The following is a 21,131-nucleotide window of genomic DNA, read 5'->3' on the forward strand; positions in this document are numbered from 1 at the left end:
CGCAGCGCCCACGCCTTCATGGAGGACCCACCCATGCCGCTGACGACCACACCGCGCACCGGCTCCACGAGCGGCATCAGCGCCGCCATCCTCGACCTGCTCCTGCCGCACCACCGCACGGCCGACGACGCGCCCGGGGGAGTGGTGGCGTTCCCGCACCAACTGCGCCAGATTGCCGGCTTCGTACGCGCCGGAGAACCCGTGGTCTTCACCCTGCCCGGTTTCCCCTGCAAGTCCCCGAACCCCGCCAAGGTCCTCGGCCACCTCCCCGACCAGGGCGAACGCCTCTCCCTCGGCTTCCTGAACACCCTGTGCGGGGAGATCGAGCGGATCCATCCGCCGGGCGCCCGCGTGATCATCTGCTCCGACGGCCATGTGTTCGGCGACCTGATCCGCGTCCGGGACGACCACATAGACGCCTACGCGGACGCGCTCGGGCACCTCATACGGGAGGCGGACCTGCACCGCCTCTCCGTCTTCGACCTGCGCGATGTCCTGGGCGACCTGCCCCACGGCGCCAAGCGCGCCCGGGTGCACCAGCGATACGCCCCCTCCCTGGAGGCGCTGCGGGCTGAGGTCCGCTCCGAGGGCTCCACCCTGGCCCTGTACCGGGGCATCACCCGATTCCTGGTCGACGACACCGTGGACTTCACCGGCACCCGCTCCGCCCTCCAACGCGAGTGCCGCAACCGCGCGTACGGTGTCATCCAGCGCAGTCGCGCCTGGGGCGACCTGATCGCCGAGCACCACCCGCGCGCCGTCCGGTTGTCCATCCACCCCCAGCCCATCGGCGCCCCGAAGTTCGGCATCGGCCTCCTCGACGCCCCCGACGTCTGGACCACCCCCTGGCACTCAGCCGCCCTGCGCCGTACCGACGGCACCTGGACCCTCATGCCCCGCATCCGCGCCGAACGGCTCGGCCGCCTCGTCCACCGTCAGGGCAGACCGAGCCATTACGAACAGGGCTGAGCCCGTCACAAGCCCGCCGGACAGACCGAACACGCCGACCGGGCCGGGCGATGGCCCGCGCACCTGTTGTGGCACGCGTCACCGCACGGCACCGGAACTCGGGTGCCGGTCGTTCCGACTCCTCTACCGGTGCGGCCGGATCGGCTGAGGCCGTACGGAACGATCGGAGTCTCGTCATATGGAGCAGAACCCCCCACCTCCCCGTCGCCGGGCCGCCGGGTCGCTGTCCGGAGCACTGCCCCCGCCGGCGCTGTGCGGCTTCCTCCTGCTGCTGGCGGTGGTGTTCGCCGGTTCCTACGCCGTCGGCACGAACGCCGGGCCCGTCGCCCCCGGCATGCACGGCACCGGCACGGCACAGGACGGCTCTGGAGGCGGCCAGGACGGTGGCGGCATGGACATGGACGGCATGGGCACGGGCCACGGAAGCGGGCGCTGATGGCCGCCGGATCGACGTCCGTGCCGGTCGTGACCGACCTCTCCGTCGGCGGAATGACCTGTGCGGCCTGTGTGCGGCGCGTCGAGAAGAAGCTGGCCAGGCTGGACGGGGTCACCGCGACGGTGAACCTCGCCACCGGCCGGGCCCGGGTGAACCACCCGCCCGGGGTCGGCCCGGACCAGCTGATCGCGGCCGTCGAGCAGGCCGGCTACACCGCCGCGCTCCCCGAACCGGCCAGGAAGCGACGGGGCGAGGACGGGGACGAAGCGGAGGACGCCCGGCGGGAGCGTGACCGGCTGGTGGTCACGGCCCTGCTCGCGGTGCCGGTGCTGGTCCTGTCGATGGTTCCCGGTCTGCAGTTCCGCAACTGGCAGTGGCTGTGCTTCGTGCTCGCCGCGCCCGTCGTCGTCTGGGGAGCCTGGCCCTTCCACCTGCGGGCGGCGCGCGGACTGCGACACTCGGCGGCCACCATGGACACCCTGGTGTCGCTGGGAGTCGCGGCTTCCTTCTCGTGGTCCTCCTACGCGCTGTTCCTCGGCGGCGCCGGTGATCCCGGCATGCGGATGCCGTTCAGCCTGGTGCCCACCGCCCCGGACGGCGTCGCCGATATCTATCTGGAGGCCGCCGTCGGCGTGCCGCTGTTCGTCCTGGCGGGCCGCTGCCTGGAAGCACGGGCCCGGCGCGGAACCGGCGCTGCGCTGCGCTCACTGGCCCGGCTGGCGGCCAAGGAGGTCTCGGTGCGCGACGGCGACGGCGAGCGCCTGATCCCGATCGGACAACTGCGGGTCGGTCAGGTCTTCGCCGTACGGCCCGGGGAGCGCCTGGCCACCGACGGCACGGTCGTGGAGGGCGGTTCGGCCGTCGATCTCTCCCTGGTGACCGGGGAGAGCGAGCCGGTGGAGGTCGGCCCCGGCGCGCCGGTGATCGGCGGCGCCGTCAACGCCGGAGGGCTGATTCTCGTACGGGCCACCGCGGTGGGTGCCGACACCCAACTGTCCCGAATCACCCGGCTGGTGACCGAGGCCCAGGCGGGGAAGGCACGGGCGCAGCGGCTCGCCGACAAGGTCGCGGGGGTCTTCGTCCCCGTCGTGCTCGCCCTGGCCGTCACGGTGCTCGGATTCTGGCTCGGCGCCGGCGCCGAGCCGCAGGCGGCGATCACCGCGTGTGTGGCCGTCCTGGTCGTGGCGTGCCCCTGTGCGCTGGGCCTGGCGACCCCCACCGCGCTGATGGCGGCGACCGGCCGGGGCGCCCAACTCGGTGTCCTGGTCAGCGGGGCGCGGGCGCTGGAGGGACTGCGGCACCTCGACGCCGTGGTGCTCGACAAGACCGGCACCCTCACCTCCGGGCATATGAGCGTCGCCCGGGTCACGGCCGTGCCGGGCGGGCTCGGCGAGGAGCGAGTGGTCCGGCTGGCGGGCGCGGTCGAACAGGGATCGGAACACCCGCTGGGACATGCCATCACCGCGTATGCCCGGCAAACCGTGCCCGGGGAGCCGCTTCCGGCCGTGGCCGACTTCCTGGCGCTGCCGGGGAGGGGCGTCCGCGGGCGGGTGGCGGGACGGCTGGTCGAGGTTCTGGCCCCGGACGACGAGTTGCCTCCCGCCCTGGCCCAGGCGCTGCGGGCCGGCGACACCGCCGCCCGCACCCCGGTGGTGGTCCGCGTCGACGGCGAGACCGAGGCACTGATCGAGATCGGGGACGTCCTGCGACCGGGAAGTTACCGGGCCGTGGACCGGCTGCGCCGCCTGGGGGTGCGACCGGTGCTCGCCACCGGCGACCGGGAGTCGCCCGCCCGCGCCGTCGCCGCCGACCTCCGCATCGAGGAGGTGCACGCCCGCTGTACCCCGGAGGACAAGGCCGCCCTCGTCCGCGGACTGCGGGAGCGGGGCTACCGGGTCGCCGTCGTCGGCGACGGTGTCAACGACGCGGCCGCCCTGGCCGGTGCCGACCTCGGCATCGCCATGGGCACGGGCACGGACGTGGCGATCGGGGCGGCCGACGTGACCCTGGTACGCGGTGACATCGAGACCCTGGCGGACGCGGTCGGCCTCGCCCGCAGTGCGCTGGGCACGATCCGGGCCAACCTGCTCTGGGCGTTCGGCTACAACGTCGTGACGGTGCCGCTGGCCATGGTGGGCCTGCTCAACCCCATGCTGGCCGCGGCCGCGATGTCGGTCAGCTCGCTGCTCGTGGTCGGCAACAGCCTGCGCCTGCGTGTCTGGCGGCCGTCACCGACCGGCGGACGCCCTTCCCGGCCCGCCGCCCGGACGCCACTGTGATGCTCCCGTTCGCCGCTCGCGGACTGCCTGCCCGCGACCGCGGCCCGACCCCGAGGTGGAGACCCGCCCGATGACGAACCCCTCCTGGAACCCCTCCCGGAGCTCCTCCTGGACGCCCAGCCACCGTCGTCTCACGGATTCCCTGCGGGCCGCGGTCGCTCCGGCCTGCGCCTGTGTCCTGGCACTGGGTGGTCTCGCCGTGTGGACCGCCTCGGGCAGCGCGGGCAGGCCCCCGCGTATCGACGTCACCGACGCGCGGCTCTTCCTGCCCGCCCCGGGAGCGTCCCGGACCGCCGCGTTCTTCCGGATCACCAACACCGGCGGGGTGCGGGACCGGTTGGTCGAGGTGACGTCCTCCGCGGTCACCGGGGGGATCTCGCTCAGCCGTCACCGGATGACCGGGCGGGGATCGGCCTATCCCCAGGCCGCGGAGTCCTTGCCGGTCCCGGCGGGCGGCACGCTCGCCATGTCACCGTTCACCAGTGATGTGACCGTCCCGGTCACGGCCCACTGGCGGGCCGGAGACCTGGTGCCCTTCACCCTCCGTTTCGAACACAGCGGACGTGTCGAGGCCGGCGCCGTCGTCGTGCGGCCCGGCGAGGGCTGAGTGAGCCTGTCCGAGCGCGGGTATGGGAGGCGGCCGGGAGGCCGTTTTTCCTTCCGCTGGGCAGAAAGCCGACTTCCGGGTGTCTCCGGCGCAATTTACGGTGCGGTCGCGCTGCGCTTCCGCAGTGCGCACCCGCGCCGCATCCTGGAGGTACATCGATGCGTCCAACCCGTCGTCCGTCCAGCGTGACTCCCCCGTTACGGTCCCGGTCCCGCTTCGTGGCCGTGCTGATCGTGCTGGCGACCGCCCTCACCTCGGCGCTGTTGACCGTCTCCGGCACACCGGCCGCGGCCGCCGAGCGGCAGTCCCGGAGCGAGCCCGCGGTCGGCTCGCCCATCGGGATCGCCGCCGTCCGCGCGGCGATCCCGAACCCGACGACCGCTTCACTCGAGGCCACGAACGGGCCGCTGGCCACCGCCACTTACACCGTTCCCCATCCGAACGGGTACGGGTCCGGCACGATCACCTATCCGACGGCCGGTGGCTCGTACCCGGGAGTCGTGCTGATGCCGGGATATCAAGGCACCCAGCAGAACCTGCAGTGGCTCGCGCCCCGCCTCGCTTCCTGGGGCTTCGTGGTCATCAACGTCGGCACCATTACGCTGGGCGACGATCCCGCGTCGCGCGGTCGCCAGATCAGCGCCGCAGGCACCCAACTGCTGTCGTTCAGCTCCGCCTTCGGCAACCCGATCTACGGGAAGGTCAACGGCACGCTCGGTGCGGCCGGTCACTCGATGGGCGGCGGCGGTGTGATGGTGGCTCTCCGGGACGACTCCCGCTTCAAGGCGGGCGTGCCCCTGGCCCCGTACAACCCCGGCCAGAACTTCTCCGGAGTCACCGACCCCACCTTCTTCATGACCTGCCAGAGCGACCCCGTCGCCCACGCCAACACCTACGCCCTGCCCTGGTACAACTCCATGTCCCAGGCCGAGAAGCTCTTCGTCGAGGTTCCCGGCGACCATCTCTGCCCGATGACCGGTTACGGCAACAAGGCCAAGCAGGGCAAGTGGATCGTGTCGTTCTTCAGCCGCTGGTTGTACGGCGACACCCGCTTCAGCCCGTTCCTGTGCGGTGCCGCGCGGGAAGCGGACAAGAGCAACCCCTCCCTGGTCACGCGCTGGCAGGACACCTGTCCGTTCTGAGCGGATCCCGGCAGGGCTCCGGCGGTCCACCGCGGGAGCCCTGCTCACGAATCCGCTCTTGCCCACTCCGCACGCGGCGCCCTCTGGCGGCGTCGGCTCACGCGCCGTTCTGCCGACGGAACAACGCGCGGGAGATGGCCCGGCCGGTGGCCATGACCACGGGCGCGAGCGCGTTCTGTCCGGCATCAGAGGTCCCCGGGAGGACGGACACGGCGGCGACGACTTCGCCCGTCGCGTCCCGCACGGGGGCCGCCGCCGACACCGTGCCCCCGGGGCCGGGCCACCGGCCGTTCACCGCGAAGCCTGCCCCCCCGCACCTCGGCGAGCACGCGACGCAGGCCGGTCGCCGGGGCGTGGTGGACCAGATAGCGTTCTTGGACAGTGGCCCCCGCGTACGCGAGGAGAACCAGGCCGTCACCGGTGGTGTGCGCCGGGCGCCGACCGCCGACCGGTTCGCCCGCTCCGCCGGTGTCCGGGGCGCCGATCCGTTCGACGAGCACGGTCTCCATGCCGTCCAGCACCGCCAGCCGGACCTGCTGCCGCCCGGTCTTCCGGTACAGGCCCAGGAGGAAGGGCATCGCCACGTCCCTCAGCTCCGGCCAACGTGGGGCCATGGCCGCGACCGCCCACAAGTGCAGGCCGATCTCATAGCGGCCGTTCCGGTGCCGTTCGAGTGCGCCCCAGGACAACAGCTCGCCGACCAGCCGGTGCGTAGTGGCCAGCGGCATCCCGGTGCGCCGGCTGATGTCCGAGAGAGTCAGCCGACGGCGTTCTCCCGCGAACGCGTCCAGCACGCTGAGAACCCGGCCGGTCACCGAGCGGGGGGCCGGTTCCCTCTCAGCGGGCGCGCCGCCGGGCGGAGGTGGAGGCGGCGCTGAACGCATCTGGGGATCCTTTCGGCGGATAGGGCCGGGTGCCGTACAAAGAGGGACATGCGTTGGCATGTCTACAACAAAGCTTCGGATGCGCGTGGAGGCAGGGCCACCCCTCGCCCTTGGATATGAAGCTTCGTTTGCGCATAAGACCGCCGTTCACGCCGTGCGGCCTCCGGGAGTGGGGCGCACGAGCACGCGGCCGGATTGATGCGGATGACGCATCGACAGATTCCGGTGCCGACGCTGGACACCGTTCGAACACAGCTTGGAGACTCGCGGGTGATACGGCGACACCCGTCACCTGCCTCGCCCTCCGAACGAGGCGGCCCGGCCACGCTTCGGCGCTCACCCCGCCGTACCGCTCCTCCTCGGTTCCCCGCACCAGGCGAACGGCTCCACGTCCGGCCCTCTCGGGCCGCCCGACACCTCACGGAGGACCCCATGGGAAAGATGACCAGACGTACGGCGTTCGCCATGGCGGCGGGTACCGTCACCGGCTCGCTGGTGATCAACACGGCCCCGGCGTCGGCCGATGCCCCGGCGCCGGGACGGCCGGTGGCGCCCGGAGCCAATCCTGTTCTGCGAACCACCCTCATCACACAGGTGACGCCCAGGAACAACTGGCGCGTGACCGCCGTCGCCATCCGCTACGCGGCCCCCATCGACACACATGGCGGCGTCATCCCACCCTCCGCGTTCCAGGTCACCGCCGATCTCGGCGGGCAGAGCGCGGCCCGAACGGTCACCCGGGTCTACCCGAGCACCGTGGCCAGGACGGACGACCTCCCCGACGCGGGACGGCCGGGCGGATACCTCGTCATCGAGCTCGACCCGGACGACGCCAATGCGCGGGCCTCCGGCACCGACCCTCTTCCGCTCCATGGCGCGTACACCGTCAGGCAGGTGGCCGATGTGCGCACCCCCGGTGGTGACCTGGTGCTCGCGGCTGGTCCGTTGGCGATCCGGAACGACGACGTCATCAACCCGGTGGTCGCCGACTTCACAGCGGGATCGTTCACCGACTCCACGGGATTCGAGCTGGCCTTCCGGCTGTACCAGCCGGAAGGGTTCGTGCGGAGTCCGGGGGCGGCCGTGCGGTATCCGCTCGTCGTCACCCTGCACGGCGGTGGCGAGGTGGCCGACAACAACGTGACCCAGCTCACCGCCAATCGCGTCGCCGTCACCTTCGCCAAGCCCGAACGCCAGCGTCGGCACCCGGCGTTCGTGCTCGCCCCCCAGATCCCCCTGCCCCGCCCCATGGACGGACCCGACGGTACGGACTGGACCGACCCCAAGGTCCGCGCGGCGCTGGTCGAACTCATCGACGCCTTCACGACGCAGCGCCCCGTCGACGCGGATCGGCTGTATCTCGTCGGCCTGTCATCGGGTGCTCGAGGCATCTTCAACCTGCTCCCGAGGCGTCCCCACACCTTCGCCGCGGCCCTGGCCACCGCCGGCTGGGGCGACCCGTCCACCATGGACGGGATCACCCACATCCCGATGTGGACCGACCACTCCATCGACGACCCGGTGGTCCCCTACCGCGAGGGACGGTTCGGAAAGCCCGGCACCTGGACGCTGATGAACACGCTGGAGAGCGCCGGGGCACGGGTCACCCGCGGGGAGTGGGCCAACGACCTGCCGAAAGCGGAGTTCGAAGCCCGCTCCAGGGCCCTGCTGAACCGGGCCCGCCGGGCCGGCAGCCATGTGCTGTTCACGAGCTACACACCCGGAACGACGCCGGTGAGCCCGCACTTCGCATGGGCCCAGACATACGAGAACGACGTCGTCATCGACTGGCTCTTCCAGCAGTCCCGTTAGGCGTACCCGCTGCTCGCAGGCGCGTAGACGAGCCGTCGCGGCACAGGAAACCGCCTACGCGAGCGGCCGGGCCGTGCAGCGACCCCGCTCGCTCACGAGGCCGCGCCGGTCAGGGCGAGGAATTCGGCGCGCGAGCGGGCGTCGGAACGCAGCAGCCCGAGCAGGGTGGAGGTCATGGTGCTCGATCCGGTGGCCTGGACGCCGCGCAGGGTCATACAGGAGTGCTCGGCCTCGATCACCACACCGACGCCCTTGGGCTCCAGATGGGTCTGCAGCCAGTCGGCGACCTGCTTGGTCAGGCGTTCCTGGACCTGTGGGCGGCAGGCGAAGTGCTCGACGACACGGGCCAGCTTCGACAGGCCCAGGATGCGGCCGCCGGGCAGATAGCCGACGTGGGCGGTGCCGACGAACGGCAGCAGATGGTGTTCGCACACCGACCGGACGGGGATGCGGCGGGCCAGGACGAGTTCGTCGTAGCCCTCGTCGTTGGGGAAGGTGGTCAGGTCGAAGGGGCGCGGGCTGAACAGTTCGGCATACGCGCGGGCCATCCGGCCCGGTGTGCCGCGCAGGCTCTCCGACGCGGTGGAGATGCCCAGGGCGGTGAGGAACTGGCCGGCCGCGGCTTCCGCGGCGGCCAGGTCGATATCGCCGGACTCGTGGACCACTCGCAGGGCGGGGCCCGCGGGTGCCGGCTCCTCCTGGTCGTCCGGGTGTATTCGGGCGGTGGCGCGGGGCGCGAGCTCGGTCATGTCAGCTGCCACCGATGCCCGGAGCCGCGGGCAGGACGAGGACGTTGTCCATGGGGAACTCCCGAGATGAGCATGTCGAAGGCAGCCGGACACGCCTGGCTCCCAAACGAGTTTCGCCAATGAATCTTGGTCTTATTGAGGTGGCACGTCAAGCCACGCGGTGCGGAGAGCCAAAGGGCGCTTGTGCCCATGTGAGTGGGAGTTATCGTGCTCCGGTGGCTACTGACTCGACTCCGCCGCCCGACGCGGTCAACACCGCCATCGGCTCCGTCAGCGTCCTGAGCGAGGACTCGCGGCGGCGCATGTTCGTCTTCATCCGGCGTGCCGGCCGTGCCGTCACCCGTGACGAGGCCGCCGCGAGCGTCGGCATCTCCCGCAAGCTGGCCGCCTTCCACCTCGACAAGCTCGTCGACGCCGGCCTGCTGCGCGCCCGCTATGAAACGCCCGGCGGGATCCGCAAGGTCGGCAGACGGCCGAAGGTGTATGAACCCACCGACGCTCAGATCACGGTCAGCATCCCCGAGCGGCGCCATGAACTCTTGGCGGACCTGTTGCTGGACGCCGTCCTCACCGAGGGGGCCGACGAAACGGCCGCGCAGTCGGCGGTGCGGGCGGCCGAGCGGCGCGGCCGGCGGATGGGCGAGGCCGCGCGGGACGAGACCCGCCCCGGCCGCCTGGGCGCCGAGCGCGGACTGACCGTCTGTGAGCGCCTGCTGGACGAGTACGGCTACGAACCCGTCCGGGAAGCCCCCACCGAACTCAGGCTGCGCAACTGCCCGTTCCACCCGCTGACCGCGAAGGCCCCCGACTTGGTGTGCGGCATGAACCATGCCTTCCTCGGCGGCTACCTCAACGGCCTCGAGGTCAACGGGGTCCAGGCCGTGCTGGCTCCCGAGCCCGGCGAATGCTGTGTGCGGCTGGGCCCGAGCGATGCCGATCGCGATGACGAGGGCGGCCCACTGGCCCGGTCAATGATCAGCGGGGCCAGCGGGCGGCGGCCGGCTTCACCGGCAGAGTGATCCCTCGAAGAGGCCTGGAGGACCAGAGGCCCAGACGCCTAGAACAGGCGGTTCAGGCGCAGCGACAGGTAGCAGCCGCCGGGGCGGCCGTCGGTGTCGTCGCTCACGGTCACGGGGTGGCCCTCATAGGCCGTGTCGTAGGTGTCCTTGGGGCGGTAGTTCTTGCACTGCCCCCCGGCGTCGGCGCCGCCGTCGCCGTAGAACTGCACGTCGAGGCCTACGTCCGAGCGACCGGAGAGGGTGAAGGTGAGGTTGCACCAGCCCGCTCGGCCGTCGGTGTCCACCCGGATGTTGTCGCCGAAGGTCTTGAACGGCTTGATCGGGATCGGGTGCGGGCCCCCGTTCTGGCACTGGCTGTCGTCGCTGCCGGGCTCCGGCTCCCAGGTGTAGGTGGCGTTCAGGCCCGCGAGGGAGTTCGACGGGTCGTAGATGCCGAAGGCCAACTGGCAGCCGCCCGCGCGATTGTCGGTGTCCAGGCGGATGGCGGTGGACCAGTCGGGCGCGGTGACCCAACGCTCCGGCGGATTCGTCGGCCCGTCGCACTGGCCGTCGCCGTCGGGGTAGAAACGAACGCCCAGCTCGGGCGAGGCGTTGGCCGAGGACGGCGCGGCGCTGGCCGACGTGGCCGTCAGGCCGCTCACCATCAATAAGCCGACCGCCAGCGCGGATCCCATGCGGGCCGATCTGTTGCCCAGCTTCAGCTTTCTCATGTGTGTCTCCCAGGGTGTCTTCGCTTGATGCCGAAAAGGTGCCGAACCGTTCCACGAGCGCGCATGACCATCACTGAATTCCTGGCTGGTGCGTTGGAACAGGGCAGAGCAAGGAGGAGCGGAGAGGAACAGAGGGAAACCGAGGTGGATCAGAGGGGAGGGCGGATTGGACCCTCCCCGAACCGCGGCGCCGCGCCGACCGGGCGCGGCGACGACGACGGCAGAATTATCCAGGCCACGTCAGGACGAGCGGCAAGCTGGATACCGGCCAGGTATGGCCGAATCAGAGGCGCCTCCAGTGCGAAGGTGAATGTGGGGTTTCCTGGCGGTGGAGCGATGAGTGTGCGCTATCAGATGGGGTCTGTCCTGGGGAGGGGCCGGTCGACCCTGGGATGTGGACTACGGCCATCGGCTGAGGAGCGGGGCGCGTGGAGCCCGGCCGGAAGCGTTCATGGCCGAATATGGCGGGGAAGGGAAGGGGGTTTCTGGACACCACCCGCGATTGCGGGGAGCATGTCCGCCTGGCATACGCCGATGGAGTCCGGCTCGCGTCCGGGGACACGGCCGCGCCGAGTCCCCGTCCGTCGTCAGGGCACCTCCGGCCCGCGGTACTCGCTCATCGCGTCGATGAGCCAGCGCGCCAGATAGTCGGCGAACGAGGACCGGGGGAGGAGCCGGTACGTCGGTGCGTCGTCGAGCTGCCGGAGCAGCACCGGGACGGGGCCCACCGTGGTCGACACCGCCCGCCCGGGGCCGAAGACCCGGGGGTGCAGGTCCAGCCGGCAGCCCTTTTCCAGCACCTGCCGGGCGACCGGGCCGCTCAGCTCCAGCGTGGTGCGGTTGGCCGAGACGTCCACGACCGAGCCCGGGTCCTCTGCGAGTGCCTGCCGCAACTCGACGGTGTCGACGGGCTCTTCGGACAGCACGAGCCACTCGTCGGGGCCGAGCCAGACGACCGTGTACGGGCCCGCTGCCGTGGTGTGCCCGCACTCCCGCGGCAGCGGTGTCCCCAGGGTCTTCGCCACGCGGTCGGCCGCTTCGGAGGCGAGGTCGAGGCGCAGGTTCACCATGGTGAGGAACGGCCGCTCGGCCAGCGTGACGCCCCGGGCGCCGGTGACGGCGGCCGCGCGCATCCGGTCCGCCAGATGTGCCAGGGGGCTGGTGCGCGGCGCCACCGGGCTCGCGTCGGTCGGCTCAGCCATCTCGCTTGGTCCCTTCGGGGTCGTAGAGCACGGGTTCGGTGACCCGGACGGGGACGAGATCGTCGCCGACGGGGGCGAGGAGCGTGTCCCCGACGCGGTCCCGGCCGGCGGTGACCAGGGCGAGGGCGAACGGACGGCCCAGCGCCTGGCTGTGGTAGCTGGAGGTGACATGGCCGAGCATCGGCACCGGCCCGGCCTCGGGGGTGACGGGCACGTTCGGCTCGATGAGCTGAGTGCCCTCGGGCAGCCGGGTGCTGCGGTCGCTCGGCACCAGGCCGACCAGGTGTTTGCGGTCGGCGCGGGAAGTGTCGGGGCGGGAGTGCGAGCGCTTGCCGATGAAGTCCTTCTGCTTGGAGACCACCCAGGACATGCCCGCGTCCCCAGGGGTGACGGTGCCGTCGGTGTCCTGGCCGACGATGATGTAGCCCTTCTCGGCCCGCAGGACGTGCATGGTCTCGGTGCCGTACGGGGTGATGTCGTACGGTCGGCCCACCGCGTACACCTCCTCCCACACCGCCAGGCCGTACCACGCGGAGACGTTGATCTCGTAGGCCAGTTCGCCGGAGAAGGAGATCCGGCAGATACGGGCCGGGATCCCGGAGGCCAGGGTGGTCTCGCGGAAGGCCATGAAGGGGAACGCCTCGTTCGACAAGTCGACGTCGGGGGCGAGATGGGCGACGACCTCGCGCGACTGCGGGCCGACCACGGCGATCGTCGTCCACTGCTCGGTCACCGAGGTGCAGTGGACGTCGAGCTCGGGCCACTCGGTCTGCAGCCACTCCTCCAGCCAGTCCAGGACTCCGGCGGCGCCGCCGGTCGTGGTGGTCATGAAGTAGCGGTTCTCCTCGAGGCGCAGCGTGACGCCGTCGTCGAAGATCATGCCGTCCGGCTTGCACATCACGCCGTAGCGGGCCATGCCGGGCCTCAGCTTCTTGAAGCCGCCTGTGTAGACGCGGCCCAGGAACTCTCCGGCGTCCCCGCCCCAGATCTCGATCTTGCCGAGGGTGGAGGCGTCCATGAAGGCCACCCCCTCACGGGCCGCGCGGCACTCGCGGGCCACGGCCGTGTCCATGTCCTCGCCGGGCCGGGGGTAGTACCAGGGGCGCTTCCACTGCCCGACGTCCTCGAACACCGCCCCCTGAGCGACATGCCAGTGATGGACGGAGGTCATGCGCTCCGGGTCGAACAGCTCACCGCGCTCCCGCCCGGCCAGGGCGGCGAAGGCCACCGGCGTGTACGGCGCCCGGTAGGCCGTGGTGCCGATCTCTCCGGGGGACGCGCCCGCGCCGAGGATCTCGGCGATGACACCGATGGCGTTGACACCGGAGGTCTTGCCCTGGTCGTTCGCCGTGCCGAGCGAGGTGTAGCGCTTGACGTGCTCGACACCGCGCATGCCGGTCCCGGTGGACCGCCGGATGTCGGCGACGGTGGCATCGCGCTGCAGGTCCACGAAGTGGGTGTCCCAGTCGCCGGGCTCGCCCTCGGGGGCGGGCACCAGCCACAGCGCACGCGTCGGGCCGCCTCCGGGCCGCGCCTCGCCGGGCGACGGCAGGGGGACCGGGAACCCGGCGTCCGTCGCCGCCCGCGCACCGGCCCGCGCCCCTTCCGCCAGACAGCCGTCGAGGTCGTACGTCCCCCGGGCCGCACCGACGACCCGCTGGTCCCGTACGGTGCCGTCGGGGACGAAGGCGACCAGGTCCTCGTCCCAGCGCAGCGTGCCCTGGCGCTGGCTGTGCAGGTGCACCACCGGGCTCCAGCCGCCCGAGACGGCGAGCAGGCCGCAGTCGAACGTCTCCGGCTCGCCGGTGAGTCGACCCTCCTCATCGAGGGCCTGGACGGTGACGCCGGTGAGCCGGCCGTCGCCCGCGGTGCCGACCACCGCGCTGCCCGTCAGCACCCGCACCCCGGTCGACGTGGCGACCTCGGCGGCCCGGCGGGACAACTCGGGGCGCGCGTCCACGACGGCGGCGATGTCGATCCCTGCGGCGTGGAGGTCGGCGACTGTGTCGTAGGCGCTGTCGTTGGTCGTGCTCACCACGGCCCGCGAGCCGGGGGCCACGGCGTATCGGTTGAGGTAGGAGCGTACGGCCGCGGCGAGCATCACCCCGGGCCGGTCGTTACCGGCGAAGACCAGCGGGCGCTCATGGGCGCCGGTCGCCAGGACCACCTGGCGGGCCCGGATGTGCCACAGCCGCTGGCGCGAGACGCCCTCGGAGGGGTCGGGCGCGGCGGCCCCGAGGTGATCGGTGCGCCGCTGCACGGCCAGCACATAGTTGTCGTCGTACGAGCCGAACGCCGTGGTGCGGCGCAGGACGACGGCCTCCGGGGCGGCGTCGAGCGCCGCGCGGACCTCGGCGACCCACCCGAGGGCGGTCTGCGCGCCGACCCTCTCGGCGCGCCCGGAGAGCAGCGAACCGCCGGGTTCGGGCTGGTCGTCGAGGAGGATCACCCGGGCGCCGGAGCCCGCGGCAGCGGCGGCGGCCGCGAGCCCGGCCGGTCCGGCGCCGATGACCAGGACGTCGGTGTGGACGTACTTCTTGTCGTGGACGGCGGGGTCGGGGGCCGGGTCGAGCCGTCCCATCCCGGACAGCGTGGTGGCGGACAGGCCGTCGTACAGCTCCACGGCCGTCGCCGGAAGCATGCCCTCCGAGCACGAACCGCCGAGCTGCACCAGGGCGTTGGGCTCCTCGACGCCCGCGGTGACGATGCCACGCGGACGGCCGCGGTAGATCGACGGGGCGACCTCGGCGACCCCGTTCGCCAGCATCGCCGAGGCCACGGTGTCTCCGGGGTGCCCGGTCAGCTCCCGTCCGTCGACGGTGAACCGCAGCACGGTGTCGCGCTCGATACGGCCCCCGCCCGGGAGCCGGAATGGCTGGTCGGTCATCGGTCTCCTCCGGCCTGGGGCAGTTCGGGGCGGGGCGCGTCCAGCCGGTAGGAGGCCAGCACCTGGTAGCTGACGGTGTCGCGCAGGACGTTGAACCAGCGGCGGCAGCCGGTGCTGTGCGTCCACCGCTCGGCGAACGGGCCCTTGGGGTTGTCCCGGTAGAAGACGTACGCGGCCCACTGCTCGTCGTCGAGGTCGGCGGGGCGTTCGGGGTAGGGGACATGGGCCTGTCCCCCGTAGTGGTACTCGGCCTCGTCGCGGGGACCGCACCATGGGCAGGTGATCAGCAGCACGGTGTCCTTCTCTCAGCGGGCTCTGGGCGGGGGTTGGTTCTCAGTGGGCCACGGCCGCGGCGCCGTGTTCGTCGATCAACGCGCCCGTCGCGAAGCGTTCGAGCGCGAAGGGGGCGTTCAGCGGATGCGGCTCGCCCGTGGCGATGGTGTGCGCGAAGGTCCAGCCGGCGGCCGGGGTGGCCTTGAACCCGCCGGTGCCCCAGCCGCAGTTGACGTAGAGGTTCTCGACGGGGGTGGTGCCGATGACGGGGGAGGCGTCCGGGGTGACGTCGACGATGCCGCCCCACGTCCGCAGCACATGGGCGCGGGCGAAGACGGGGAACAGCTCGACGGCGGCGGCCATCTGCCGCTCGATGACGTGGAAGGAGCCGCGCTGCCCGTAGCCGTTGTACGAGTCGACGCCCGCGCCCAGCACCAGCTCGCCCTTGTGCGCCTGGGAGACGTAGACGTGCACATGGTTCGACATGACCACGGTCGGGTGCACCGGCTCGTGCAGTTCGGAGACCAGCGCCTGGAGCGGATGGGACTGCACCGGCAGCCGGAAACCGGCCAGTTCGGCCAGCACACTGCTGTGCCCGGCGGCCGCGAGGCCGACCCGGCCGGCGCGGATGCGGCCACGGCTGGTCTCGACGCCCACCACCCGGTCGCCGTCCTTGACGAAGCCGGTGACCTCGCACCCCTGGATCAGGTCCACGCCCATCTCGTCGGCCCGGCGCGCCAGCGCCCACGCGACGTGGTCGTGCTTGGCGATACCGGCCCGCGGCTGGAAGGTGGCGCCGAGGACCGGATACCGGGTGCGGGGCGAGACGTTGAGGATGGGGCAGACCTCGGCGACCTCGTCCGGCGCCAGCCACTGGGCGTCCACACCGTTGAGGCGGTTGGCGCCCACCCGGCGCACGCCCTCGCGGACGTCCTGCAAGGTGTGCGCGAGGTTGAGCACGCCGCGCTGGCTGAACAGGAAGTCGTAGTCCAGCTCCTCCGGGAGGCCCTCCCACAGCTTGAGCGCGTGCTCGTAGATCGCCGCGCTTTCGTCCCACAGGTAGTTCGAGCGGATGATCGTGGTGTTGCGCGCCATGTTGCCGCCGGCCAGCCAGCCCTTCTCCAGGACGGCGACGCCTGTGATGCCGTGGTTCTGGGCGAGGTAGTAGGCGGTGGCCAGGCCGTGGCCGCCCGCGCCGACGATGACGACGTCGTACGAGGAGCGCGGCTCGGGGTTGCGCCAGAGGAAGTCCGGGTGCTCCGGCGGCGGCTGGGCGGTCATGCCGCGTCTCCGTTCGGGCGGGGGTAGAGGGGGAAGGCGGAGGCGAGCTTCTCGACCCGGTCGCGCAGCAGGCCCGCGCGCTCGTCGTCGAGCCGCTCGTCCTTCAGGGCCTGGGCGATGATGTCGGCGACCTCCCGGAACTCCGTCTCGCCGAAGCCGCGGGTGGCCAGGGCAGGAGTGCCGATCCGCAGCCCGGAGGAGACCATCGGCGGGCGGGGGTCGAACGGCACCGCGTTGCGGTTGACCGTGATGCCGACGCGGTGCAGCCGGTCCTCGGCCTGCTGCCCGTCGAGCGTGGAATTCCGCAGGTCGACGAGGACCAGATGGACTTCGGTGCCGCCGGTGAGCACCGTGATCCCGGCCTCGGCCACATCGTCGGCCAGCAGCCGTCCGGCGAGGATGCGGGCGCCGTCCAGGGTGCGCCGCTGGCGTTCCTTGAACTCCTCGCCCGCCGCCACCTTGAAGGCCACCGCCTTCGCCGCGATGACATGCTCCAGCGGGCCGCCCTGCTGGCCCGGGAAGACCGCCGAGTTGATCTTCTTGGCCAGGCCGGCACGGCTGAGGATCACCCCGCCGCGCGGGCCGCCGAGGGTCTTGTGGGTGGTGGTCGTCACGACGTCGGCGTACGGCACCGGGTTGGGGTGGAGGCCGGCGGCCACCAGCCCGGCGAAGTGCGCCATGTCCACCATCAGATACGCGCCCACCGCGTCGGCGATCCGGCGGAACGCGGCGAAGTCCAGCCGGCGGGGGTAGGCCGACCAGCCCGCGACGATCATCTTGGGCCGGTGCTCGAGCGCCAGCCGCTCGACCTCGTCCATGTCGACGCGCAGATCGGACTCGGCCACGTGGTATGGCACGACGTTGTAGAGCTTGCCGGAGAAGTTGATCTTCATGCCGTGGGTCAGATGGCCGCCGTGCGCGAGGTCGAGGCCGAGGATGGTGTCGCCGGGGGAGAGCAGGGCGAACATCGCGGCCGCGTTGGCCTGGGCGCCCGAGTGCGGCTGCACATTGGCGGCCTCGGCGCCGAAGAGCTCCTTCACCCGGTCGATGGCGATCTGCTCGACCACATCGACGTGCTCACAGCCGCCGTAGTAGCGGCGGCCGGGGTAGCCCTCGGCGTACTTGTTGGTCAGGACCGAGCCCTGGGCCTCCATGACCGCCGCCGGGGTGAAGTTCTCCGAGGCGATCATCTCGAGCGTGGACTGCTGGCGGCGCAGCTCGGCCTCCACCGCGGCGGCGACGGCCGGGTCGAGTTCGCTGAGCGGGAGGGTGAGAGGGGAGGCGAATGTGCTGGTCGACGGGTTGATTGCCATCTGTGCACCATCCTGGGAGCCAACTAATGGGCAACTGATATATCAGCCTCTGCGGTAAGGTATGAGAGCTTGCGAGACAGGTCAAGGGGGCATTTCATGCGGCAGGTGGCGACCGAACCCGCGGGCGAGGAGCTCTCCCTCGCCGAGCGCGCCTATCGCGCCATCCGCGACCGGCTCGTCATGCTCGAACTCCGCCCGGGCGCGCCGATCAACGAGGACCAGCTGGCGCAGTCCCTCGGCGTCGGACGCACGCCGGTGCGCGAGGCGCTCAAGCGGCTCCAGTACGAGCGGCTGATCACGACCTACCCCCGGCGCGGCACCTTCGCCACCGACGTCAACATCACCGACCTGGCCCATATCTCCGAGGTGCGCCAGGAGTTGGAGCCCCTGGCCGCCGCCCTGGCCGCGCGGCGCGCCACGGCCGCTGACCGTGCGACCCTGACGGCCGCCCTGCGGGAGCTGGAGGACGCGGATTCACCTCAGCGGGACGCCGCCGAACTGATGCGCCTGGACCTCCAGGTCCACCGCGCGATCTACGCTGCCACGCACAATCCGTACCTGGAGGACACGCTCGTCCGCCACGACAACCTGGCGACCCGCATCTGGTGCCTGTTCATCGACCGCCTCTCCGACATGGCCGGTCACATCGGAGAGCACGGGCCGTTGATCGAGGCGGTCGTCGCCGGTGACGCCGACAAGGCGGCACAGCTCGCCCACAGCCATGTCGAGGGCTTCGAACGGGCCATTCGCGCCGCCATCTGAGACGGGGTCCGAACGTCGCCGTCCGGGACGGGGTCTGCTGGTCGCCGTCCGGCGTCCGGGACGGGATCCGGCCGTGGCCATTCAGAGTGGCCGATTCTGTTGCTCGATGCACTGCTTCACGATGCTGAGCGGGGCGCCGCCGACCGACCCGGCGAAGTACGAGCCGGACCACAGACGCTGTGCCCGCCAGTAGTGGCGGACGCGTTCGGGAAACTCTTGGCGGAGCATGCGCGAGGACACGCCCTTGAGGGAGTTCACCAGCCTGACCACAGCCACCTTCGGCGGGAAGTTCACCAGTAGATGGACGTGGCTGGTCTCGCCGTTGGACTCGACCAGCTCGGCCTCGAAGTCCTCGTACACGGCCCTCATGACCTCCTCGCATCGCGTCAGGTGCCGGTCGGTGAAGACGGAGTGCCGATACTTCGTCACGAAAACCAAGTGAACATGCATACGGAAGATGCAGTGACGACCAGTATGAACATTCCCCCATCGATACCCATAAACCAACTGCGTAACATGATCCGCGTGCAGCTTCGGTATAGTTTCCGCCGCTACCCGAGCACCGGTCAGCGCACAGCGCTGGCGAGGGCGTTCGGATGCGCACGGGTGGTCTACAACGACGCGCTCCGCGCGGCGAGGTGTCGGCGGTCGTCCTCCAGCAGTCCCTGCGGGACCTGGACACGGCGTACCGGAACTTCTTCGACGGTCTGAAGGGCAAGCGTCCACGCATGGGCGCGCCCCGGTACAAGTCGCGCAAGGACACCCGGCAGGCCGTCCGGTTCACCGCGAACGCCCGCTGGTCGATCACCACAGGCGGAACTTCGCCGTCCTCTCCGACGGCACGAAGATCGACAGCCCGCGCTTCCTGCGCCGGGCCGAGAAGCGCCTGAAGAAGGCGCAGCGCGCTCTGTCCCGCAGGGAGAAGGGCAGTAGGAACAGGGACAAGGCCAGGATCCGCGTCGCTCGGGCACACGCCCGTGTCGCGGACGCGCGCCGCGAGTTCCACCACCAGCTCTCCACCGGCGCGCCTGGCCAAGTCCGTTCACGACGCAGGATGGTCGGCGTTCGTGAGCATGCTGGAGTACAAGGCCGCCCGGTACGGGCGCACCTTCATCCGGATCGGCCGGTTCGAGCCCACGTCGCAGGTGTGCTCGCAGTGCGGCCTCGAATCCAGGGAGGCGCGGAGTGGCCACCGGCGACCCCTTGATGAGTCCGTTCGTCCTGAAGCACTGAAGCACCGAAGCACTGAAGCACCTGACCCTGCCGGAGCACGGCACACCGATAGCCTTGGCCGCTATGACGCGCGCCTGGATCCTGCCGATACTCCTCGCACTCTGCGGTGCAGCCCTCGCCACTGGGCTGATCTCCAGCGGAGACCCCGGCACGGCCGTAGCGCTCGTGCTGGGGTTCGTAGTGCTCGCAGGCGTGAACTCGCCCCTGATCTTCCCGAGGTCGATCAGCGCACCGGAGGCACAACGACGCAGCGCGGCAGACGGCCGTCCGGTCGTCTTCTGGCGACCGGGCTGCGCGTTCTGCCTCCGTCTGCGCATCCGCCTGGGCCGCGGCGCCCGCCAGGCGCACTGGGTCAACATCTGGCGTGACCCGGATGGAGCGGCGACGGTGAGGGCGGCCAACGACGGCAACGAGACCGTGCCGACCGTCGTCGTGGCGGGCCGGCCGCACACCAACCCCGACCCCGCATGGGTACGCGAACAGCTTCGGCAGGTCTGAGCCGACGGAGAGTGCCGCGGGTGCGCGATGATCGCGACGGCCACGCGGTCGCCTGTCGCATAGCCCTCCACCCCTTCGCCGAGGGCGGAGACGGTGCCCGCGACCTCATGGCCGAAGGTGAAGGGCGGCCGGCACAGGGGCTCGATCCGACTGCGGAACCGCCGCAGCCCATCGCCGGGTCAGTTCTCCTCGGCGTGTGGTCTGTGACCGCGCGTCATGGTGATGGTGAGGTCGGACCAGGGGCAGAGGCGCGGCAGGAGAGGTACGACCACGGTCCGATCCGGAAGTGTGGTCCGTGCTCCGACGACGCGGCGTACGCGCCGGCGACATCGTTGCCCCATGACCGTCACTTCTCCGTCAATCGCCGCGCCACAGGCACTTTTCCCGGGACGCTGGGTGGGCGGCGCATCCCTCGTGGCCGGGCCGTTGCTGGTGCTTACCGGTGTGCTGCTCCGTGTGCGCTTCAGCTTCTTCTTTCCCGCGCAACTGAGCGCCTACGAGCGCCATCCGCAGCTCATGACCGCCTCGTACAGCCTCGTTGCGGCGGGGTGGGCGCTGCTCTGGCCGGGAGTGGCGCTCCTGGCCGCCCGGATCGGTGAACGCTTCCGGGAGCTGGCCGTATGGGGAGGTGTGCTCACCATCCTGGGCCTGTTCGCCCGGGTGTTCCACGCGGGTGTGGACCACGCGGACTTCCAGCTGGTGACCGCCCGGGGCGCGGCATCGGCGGCCCGGACCGTGAGCGAGACCTACGGCGCTTTCCACGTCTTCAGCGTGCTGAACGCCGCCATCATGGGCGGCTGGATCCTGCTGGCCATCGGCGCCTGCCGCGCACGGGTGCTCGGACGCCTGCGCGCGGCCGCCCTGGGCCTGGTGTCGGTGATGCCGCTGGGGGTGCTGAAGGGGACGACCGCGTGGTCGGTCGCGGCCGCCGCGGGGCTGTGCGTGGCGCTCGTACCGCTGGGCGTGGCCGCATGGCGCACCGGGCCAACTCCGCGGGCGGCCACCGTCGTCGGGAGGCTTGTGCTGGTGGGTGTGGTGGGCACCGCGATGTTCTGCTTCGGGCAGGCGGGATGAG

19 protein-coding genes and 2 pseudogenes are annotated in these 21,131 nt (G+C 71.3%); 11 read left to right on the forward strand and 10 right to left on the reverse strand.

The window, feature by feature from the left end:
- Positions 1–33: 33 nt before the first annotated feature.
- From NP777_RS05510 to NP777_RS05530, 5 genes are all read left to right on the forward strand, one after another.
- A complete protein-coding gene (locus tag NP777_RS05510) occupies positions 34–969 on the forward strand; it encodes an L-tyrosine/L-tryptophan isonitrile synthase family protein (protein ID WP_256648899.1) in 936 nt (311 codons plus the stop codon).
- A 178-nt stretch (positions 970–1,147) separates the two neighbouring features.
- Positions 1,148–1,405, forward strand: a complete 258-nt coding sequence (locus tag NP777_RS05515) for a hypothetical protein (RefSeq protein ID WP_256648900.1) — start codon at positions 1,148–1,150, stop codon at positions 1,403–1,405.
- Complete coding sequence (locus NP777_RS05520) at positions 1,405–3,684, forward strand: heavy metal translocating P-type ATPase (protein ID WP_256648901.1); 2,280 nt, start codon at positions 1,405–1,407, stop codon at positions 3,682–3,684. Before NP777_RS05515 ends, NP777_RS05520 begins: the two co-directional genes overlap by 1 nt.
- Before the next feature lie 70 nt (positions 3,685–3,754).
- Positions 3,755–4,291, forward strand: a complete 537-nt coding sequence (locus NP777_RS05525) for a copper chaperone PCu(A)C (protein WP_256648902.1) — start codon at positions 3,755–3,757, stop codon at positions 4,289–4,291.
- Between the two features lie 218 nt (positions 4,292–4,509).
- Positions 4,510–5,433: a poly(ethylene terephthalate) hydrolase family protein gene (locus tag NP777_RS05530; RefSeq protein WP_256648903.1), complete on the forward strand. Its 924-nt coding sequence runs from the start codon at positions 4,510–4,512 to the stop codon at positions 5,431–5,433.
- Between the two features lie 185 nt (positions 5,434–5,618).
- Here the strand turns inward: NP777_RS05530 and NP777_RS05535 are convergent, their stop codons facing one another.
- Positions 5,619–6,248 (reverse strand): IclR family transcriptional regulator, encoded by a 630-nt coding sequence (locus NP777_RS05535; RefSeq protein WP_256648904.1) that lies wholly within the window; start codon positions 6,246–6,248, stop codon positions 5,619–5,621.
- A gap of 501 nt (positions 6,249–6,749) precedes the next feature.
- On the opposite strand from NP777_RS05535, the gene NP777_RS05540 reads away from it, so the two are divergent.
- Complete coding sequence (locus NP777_RS05540; protein WP_391858459.1) at positions 6,750–8,129, forward strand: PHB depolymerase family esterase; 1,380 nt, start codon at positions 6,750–6,752, stop codon at positions 8,127–8,129.
- A gap of 92 nt (positions 8,130–8,221) precedes the next feature.
- Here the strand turns inward: NP777_RS05540 and folE are convergent, their stop codons facing one another.
- On the reverse strand, positions 8,222–8,878 hold the full coding sequence (gene folE / locus NP777_RS05545) for a GTP cyclohydrolase I FolE (RefSeq protein WP_256648906.1): 657 nt from the start codon (positions 8,876–8,878) through the stop codon (positions 8,222–8,224).
- 215 nt (positions 8,879–9,093) lie between these two features.
- Between folE and NP777_RS05550 the strand changes: the two genes are divergently transcribed.
- Positions 9,094–9,897, forward strand: a complete 804-nt coding sequence (locus NP777_RS05550; RefSeq protein WP_256648907.1) for a helix-turn-helix transcriptional regulator — start codon at positions 9,094–9,096, stop codon at positions 9,895–9,897.
- Positions 9,898–9,935: 38 nt separating this feature from the next.
- On the opposite strand, the gene NP777_RS05555 is transcribed toward NP777_RS05550, so the two are convergent.
- The 6 genes from NP777_RS05555 to glyA form a co-directional block, all read right to left on the reverse strand.
- Positions 9,936–10,607, reverse strand: coding sequence for a hypothetical protein (locus tag NP777_RS05555; protein ID WP_256648908.1), 672 nt, complete (start codon positions 10,605–10,607; stop codon positions 9,936–9,938).
- Between the two features lie 587 nt (positions 10,608–11,194).
- Positions 11,195–11,809 carry a sarcosine oxidase subunit gamma gene (locus tag NP777_RS05560; protein WP_256648909.1) on the reverse strand — a complete coding sequence of 205 codons (615 nt, stop codon included), beginning with the start codon at positions 11,807–11,809 and terminating at the stop codon, positions 11,195–11,197.
- Positions 11,802–14,696 carry a sarcosine oxidase subunit alpha family protein gene (locus NP777_RS05565; protein WP_305889378.1) on the reverse strand — a complete coding sequence of 965 codons (2,895 nt, stop codon included), beginning with the start codon at positions 14,694–14,696 and terminating at the stop codon, positions 11,802–11,804. The genes NP777_RS05560 and NP777_RS05565 overlap by 8 nt, the downstream gene beginning before the upstream one ends.
- Entirely contained in the window at positions 14,693–14,989 is a 297-nt protein-coding gene (locus NP777_RS05575; protein ID WP_256648910.1) for a sarcosine oxidase subunit delta, read from the reverse strand. The genes NP777_RS05565 and NP777_RS05575 overlap by 4 nt, the downstream gene beginning before the upstream one ends.
- Positions 14,990–15,029: 40 nt before the next feature.
- Positions 15,030–16,250, reverse strand: coding sequence for a sarcosine oxidase subunit beta family protein (locus NP777_RS05580; protein WP_256648911.1), 1,221 nt, complete (start codon positions 16,248–16,250; stop codon positions 15,030–15,032).
- Complete coding sequence (gene glyA / locus NP777_RS05585; RefSeq protein ID WP_256648912.1) at positions 16,247–17,563, reverse strand: serine hydroxymethyltransferase; 1,317 nt, start codon at positions 17,561–17,563, stop codon at positions 16,247–16,249. The genes NP777_RS05580 and glyA overlap by 4 nt, the downstream gene beginning before the upstream one ends.
- A gap of 96 nt (positions 17,564–17,659) precedes the next feature.
- On the opposite strand from glyA, the gene NP777_RS05590 reads away from it, so the two are divergent.
- Positions 17,660–18,325 (forward strand): GntR family transcriptional regulator, encoded by a 666-nt coding sequence (locus tag NP777_RS05590; RefSeq protein ID WP_256648913.1) that lies wholly within the window; start codon positions 17,660–17,662, stop codon positions 18,323–18,325.
- A gap of 81 nt (positions 18,326–18,406) precedes the next feature.
- On the opposite strand, the gene tnpA is transcribed toward NP777_RS05590, so the two are convergent.
- Complete coding sequence (gene tnpA / locus NP777_RS05595; protein ID WP_256649095.1) at positions 18,407–18,832, reverse strand: IS200/IS605 family transposase; 426 nt, start codon at positions 18,830–18,832, stop codon at positions 18,407–18,409.
- 18 nt (positions 18,833–18,850) lie between these two features.
- Here tnpA and NP777_RS05600 point away from each other — a divergent pair.
- Positions 18,851–19,494: pseudogene (locus tag NP777_RS05600) on the forward strand (RNA-guided endonuclease InsQ/TnpB family protein); the annotation flags it as partial.
- Between the two features lie 127 nt (positions 19,495–19,621).
- Complete coding sequence (locus NP777_RS05605; RefSeq protein ID WP_256648914.1) at positions 19,622–20,056, forward strand: glutaredoxin domain-containing protein; 435 nt, start codon at positions 19,622–19,624, stop codon at positions 20,054–20,056.
- Between the two features lie 17 nt (positions 20,057–20,073).
- On the opposite strand, the pseudogene NP777_RS05610 reads toward NP777_RS05605, so the two are convergent.
- Positions 20,074–20,223 (reverse strand): annotated as a pseudogene (locus NP777_RS05610) (alcohol dehydrogenase catalytic domain-containing protein); the annotation flags it as partial.
- 229 nt (positions 20,224–20,452) lie between these two features.
- On the opposite strand from NP777_RS05610, the gene NP777_RS05615 reads away from it, so the two are divergent.
- A complete protein-coding gene (locus tag NP777_RS05615; protein WP_256648915.1) occupies positions 20,453–21,130 on the forward strand; it encodes a hypothetical protein in 678 nt (225 codons plus the stop codon).
- Position 21,131 lies beyond the last annotated feature (1 nt).

Origin of the sequence: Streptomyces rugosispiralis (assembly GCF_024505145.1) — a bacterium.
In the GTDB taxonomy this organism is placed as follows: domain Bacteria; phylum Actinomycetota; class Actinomycetes; order Streptomycetales; family Streptomycetaceae; genus Streptomyces; species Streptomyces rugosispiralis.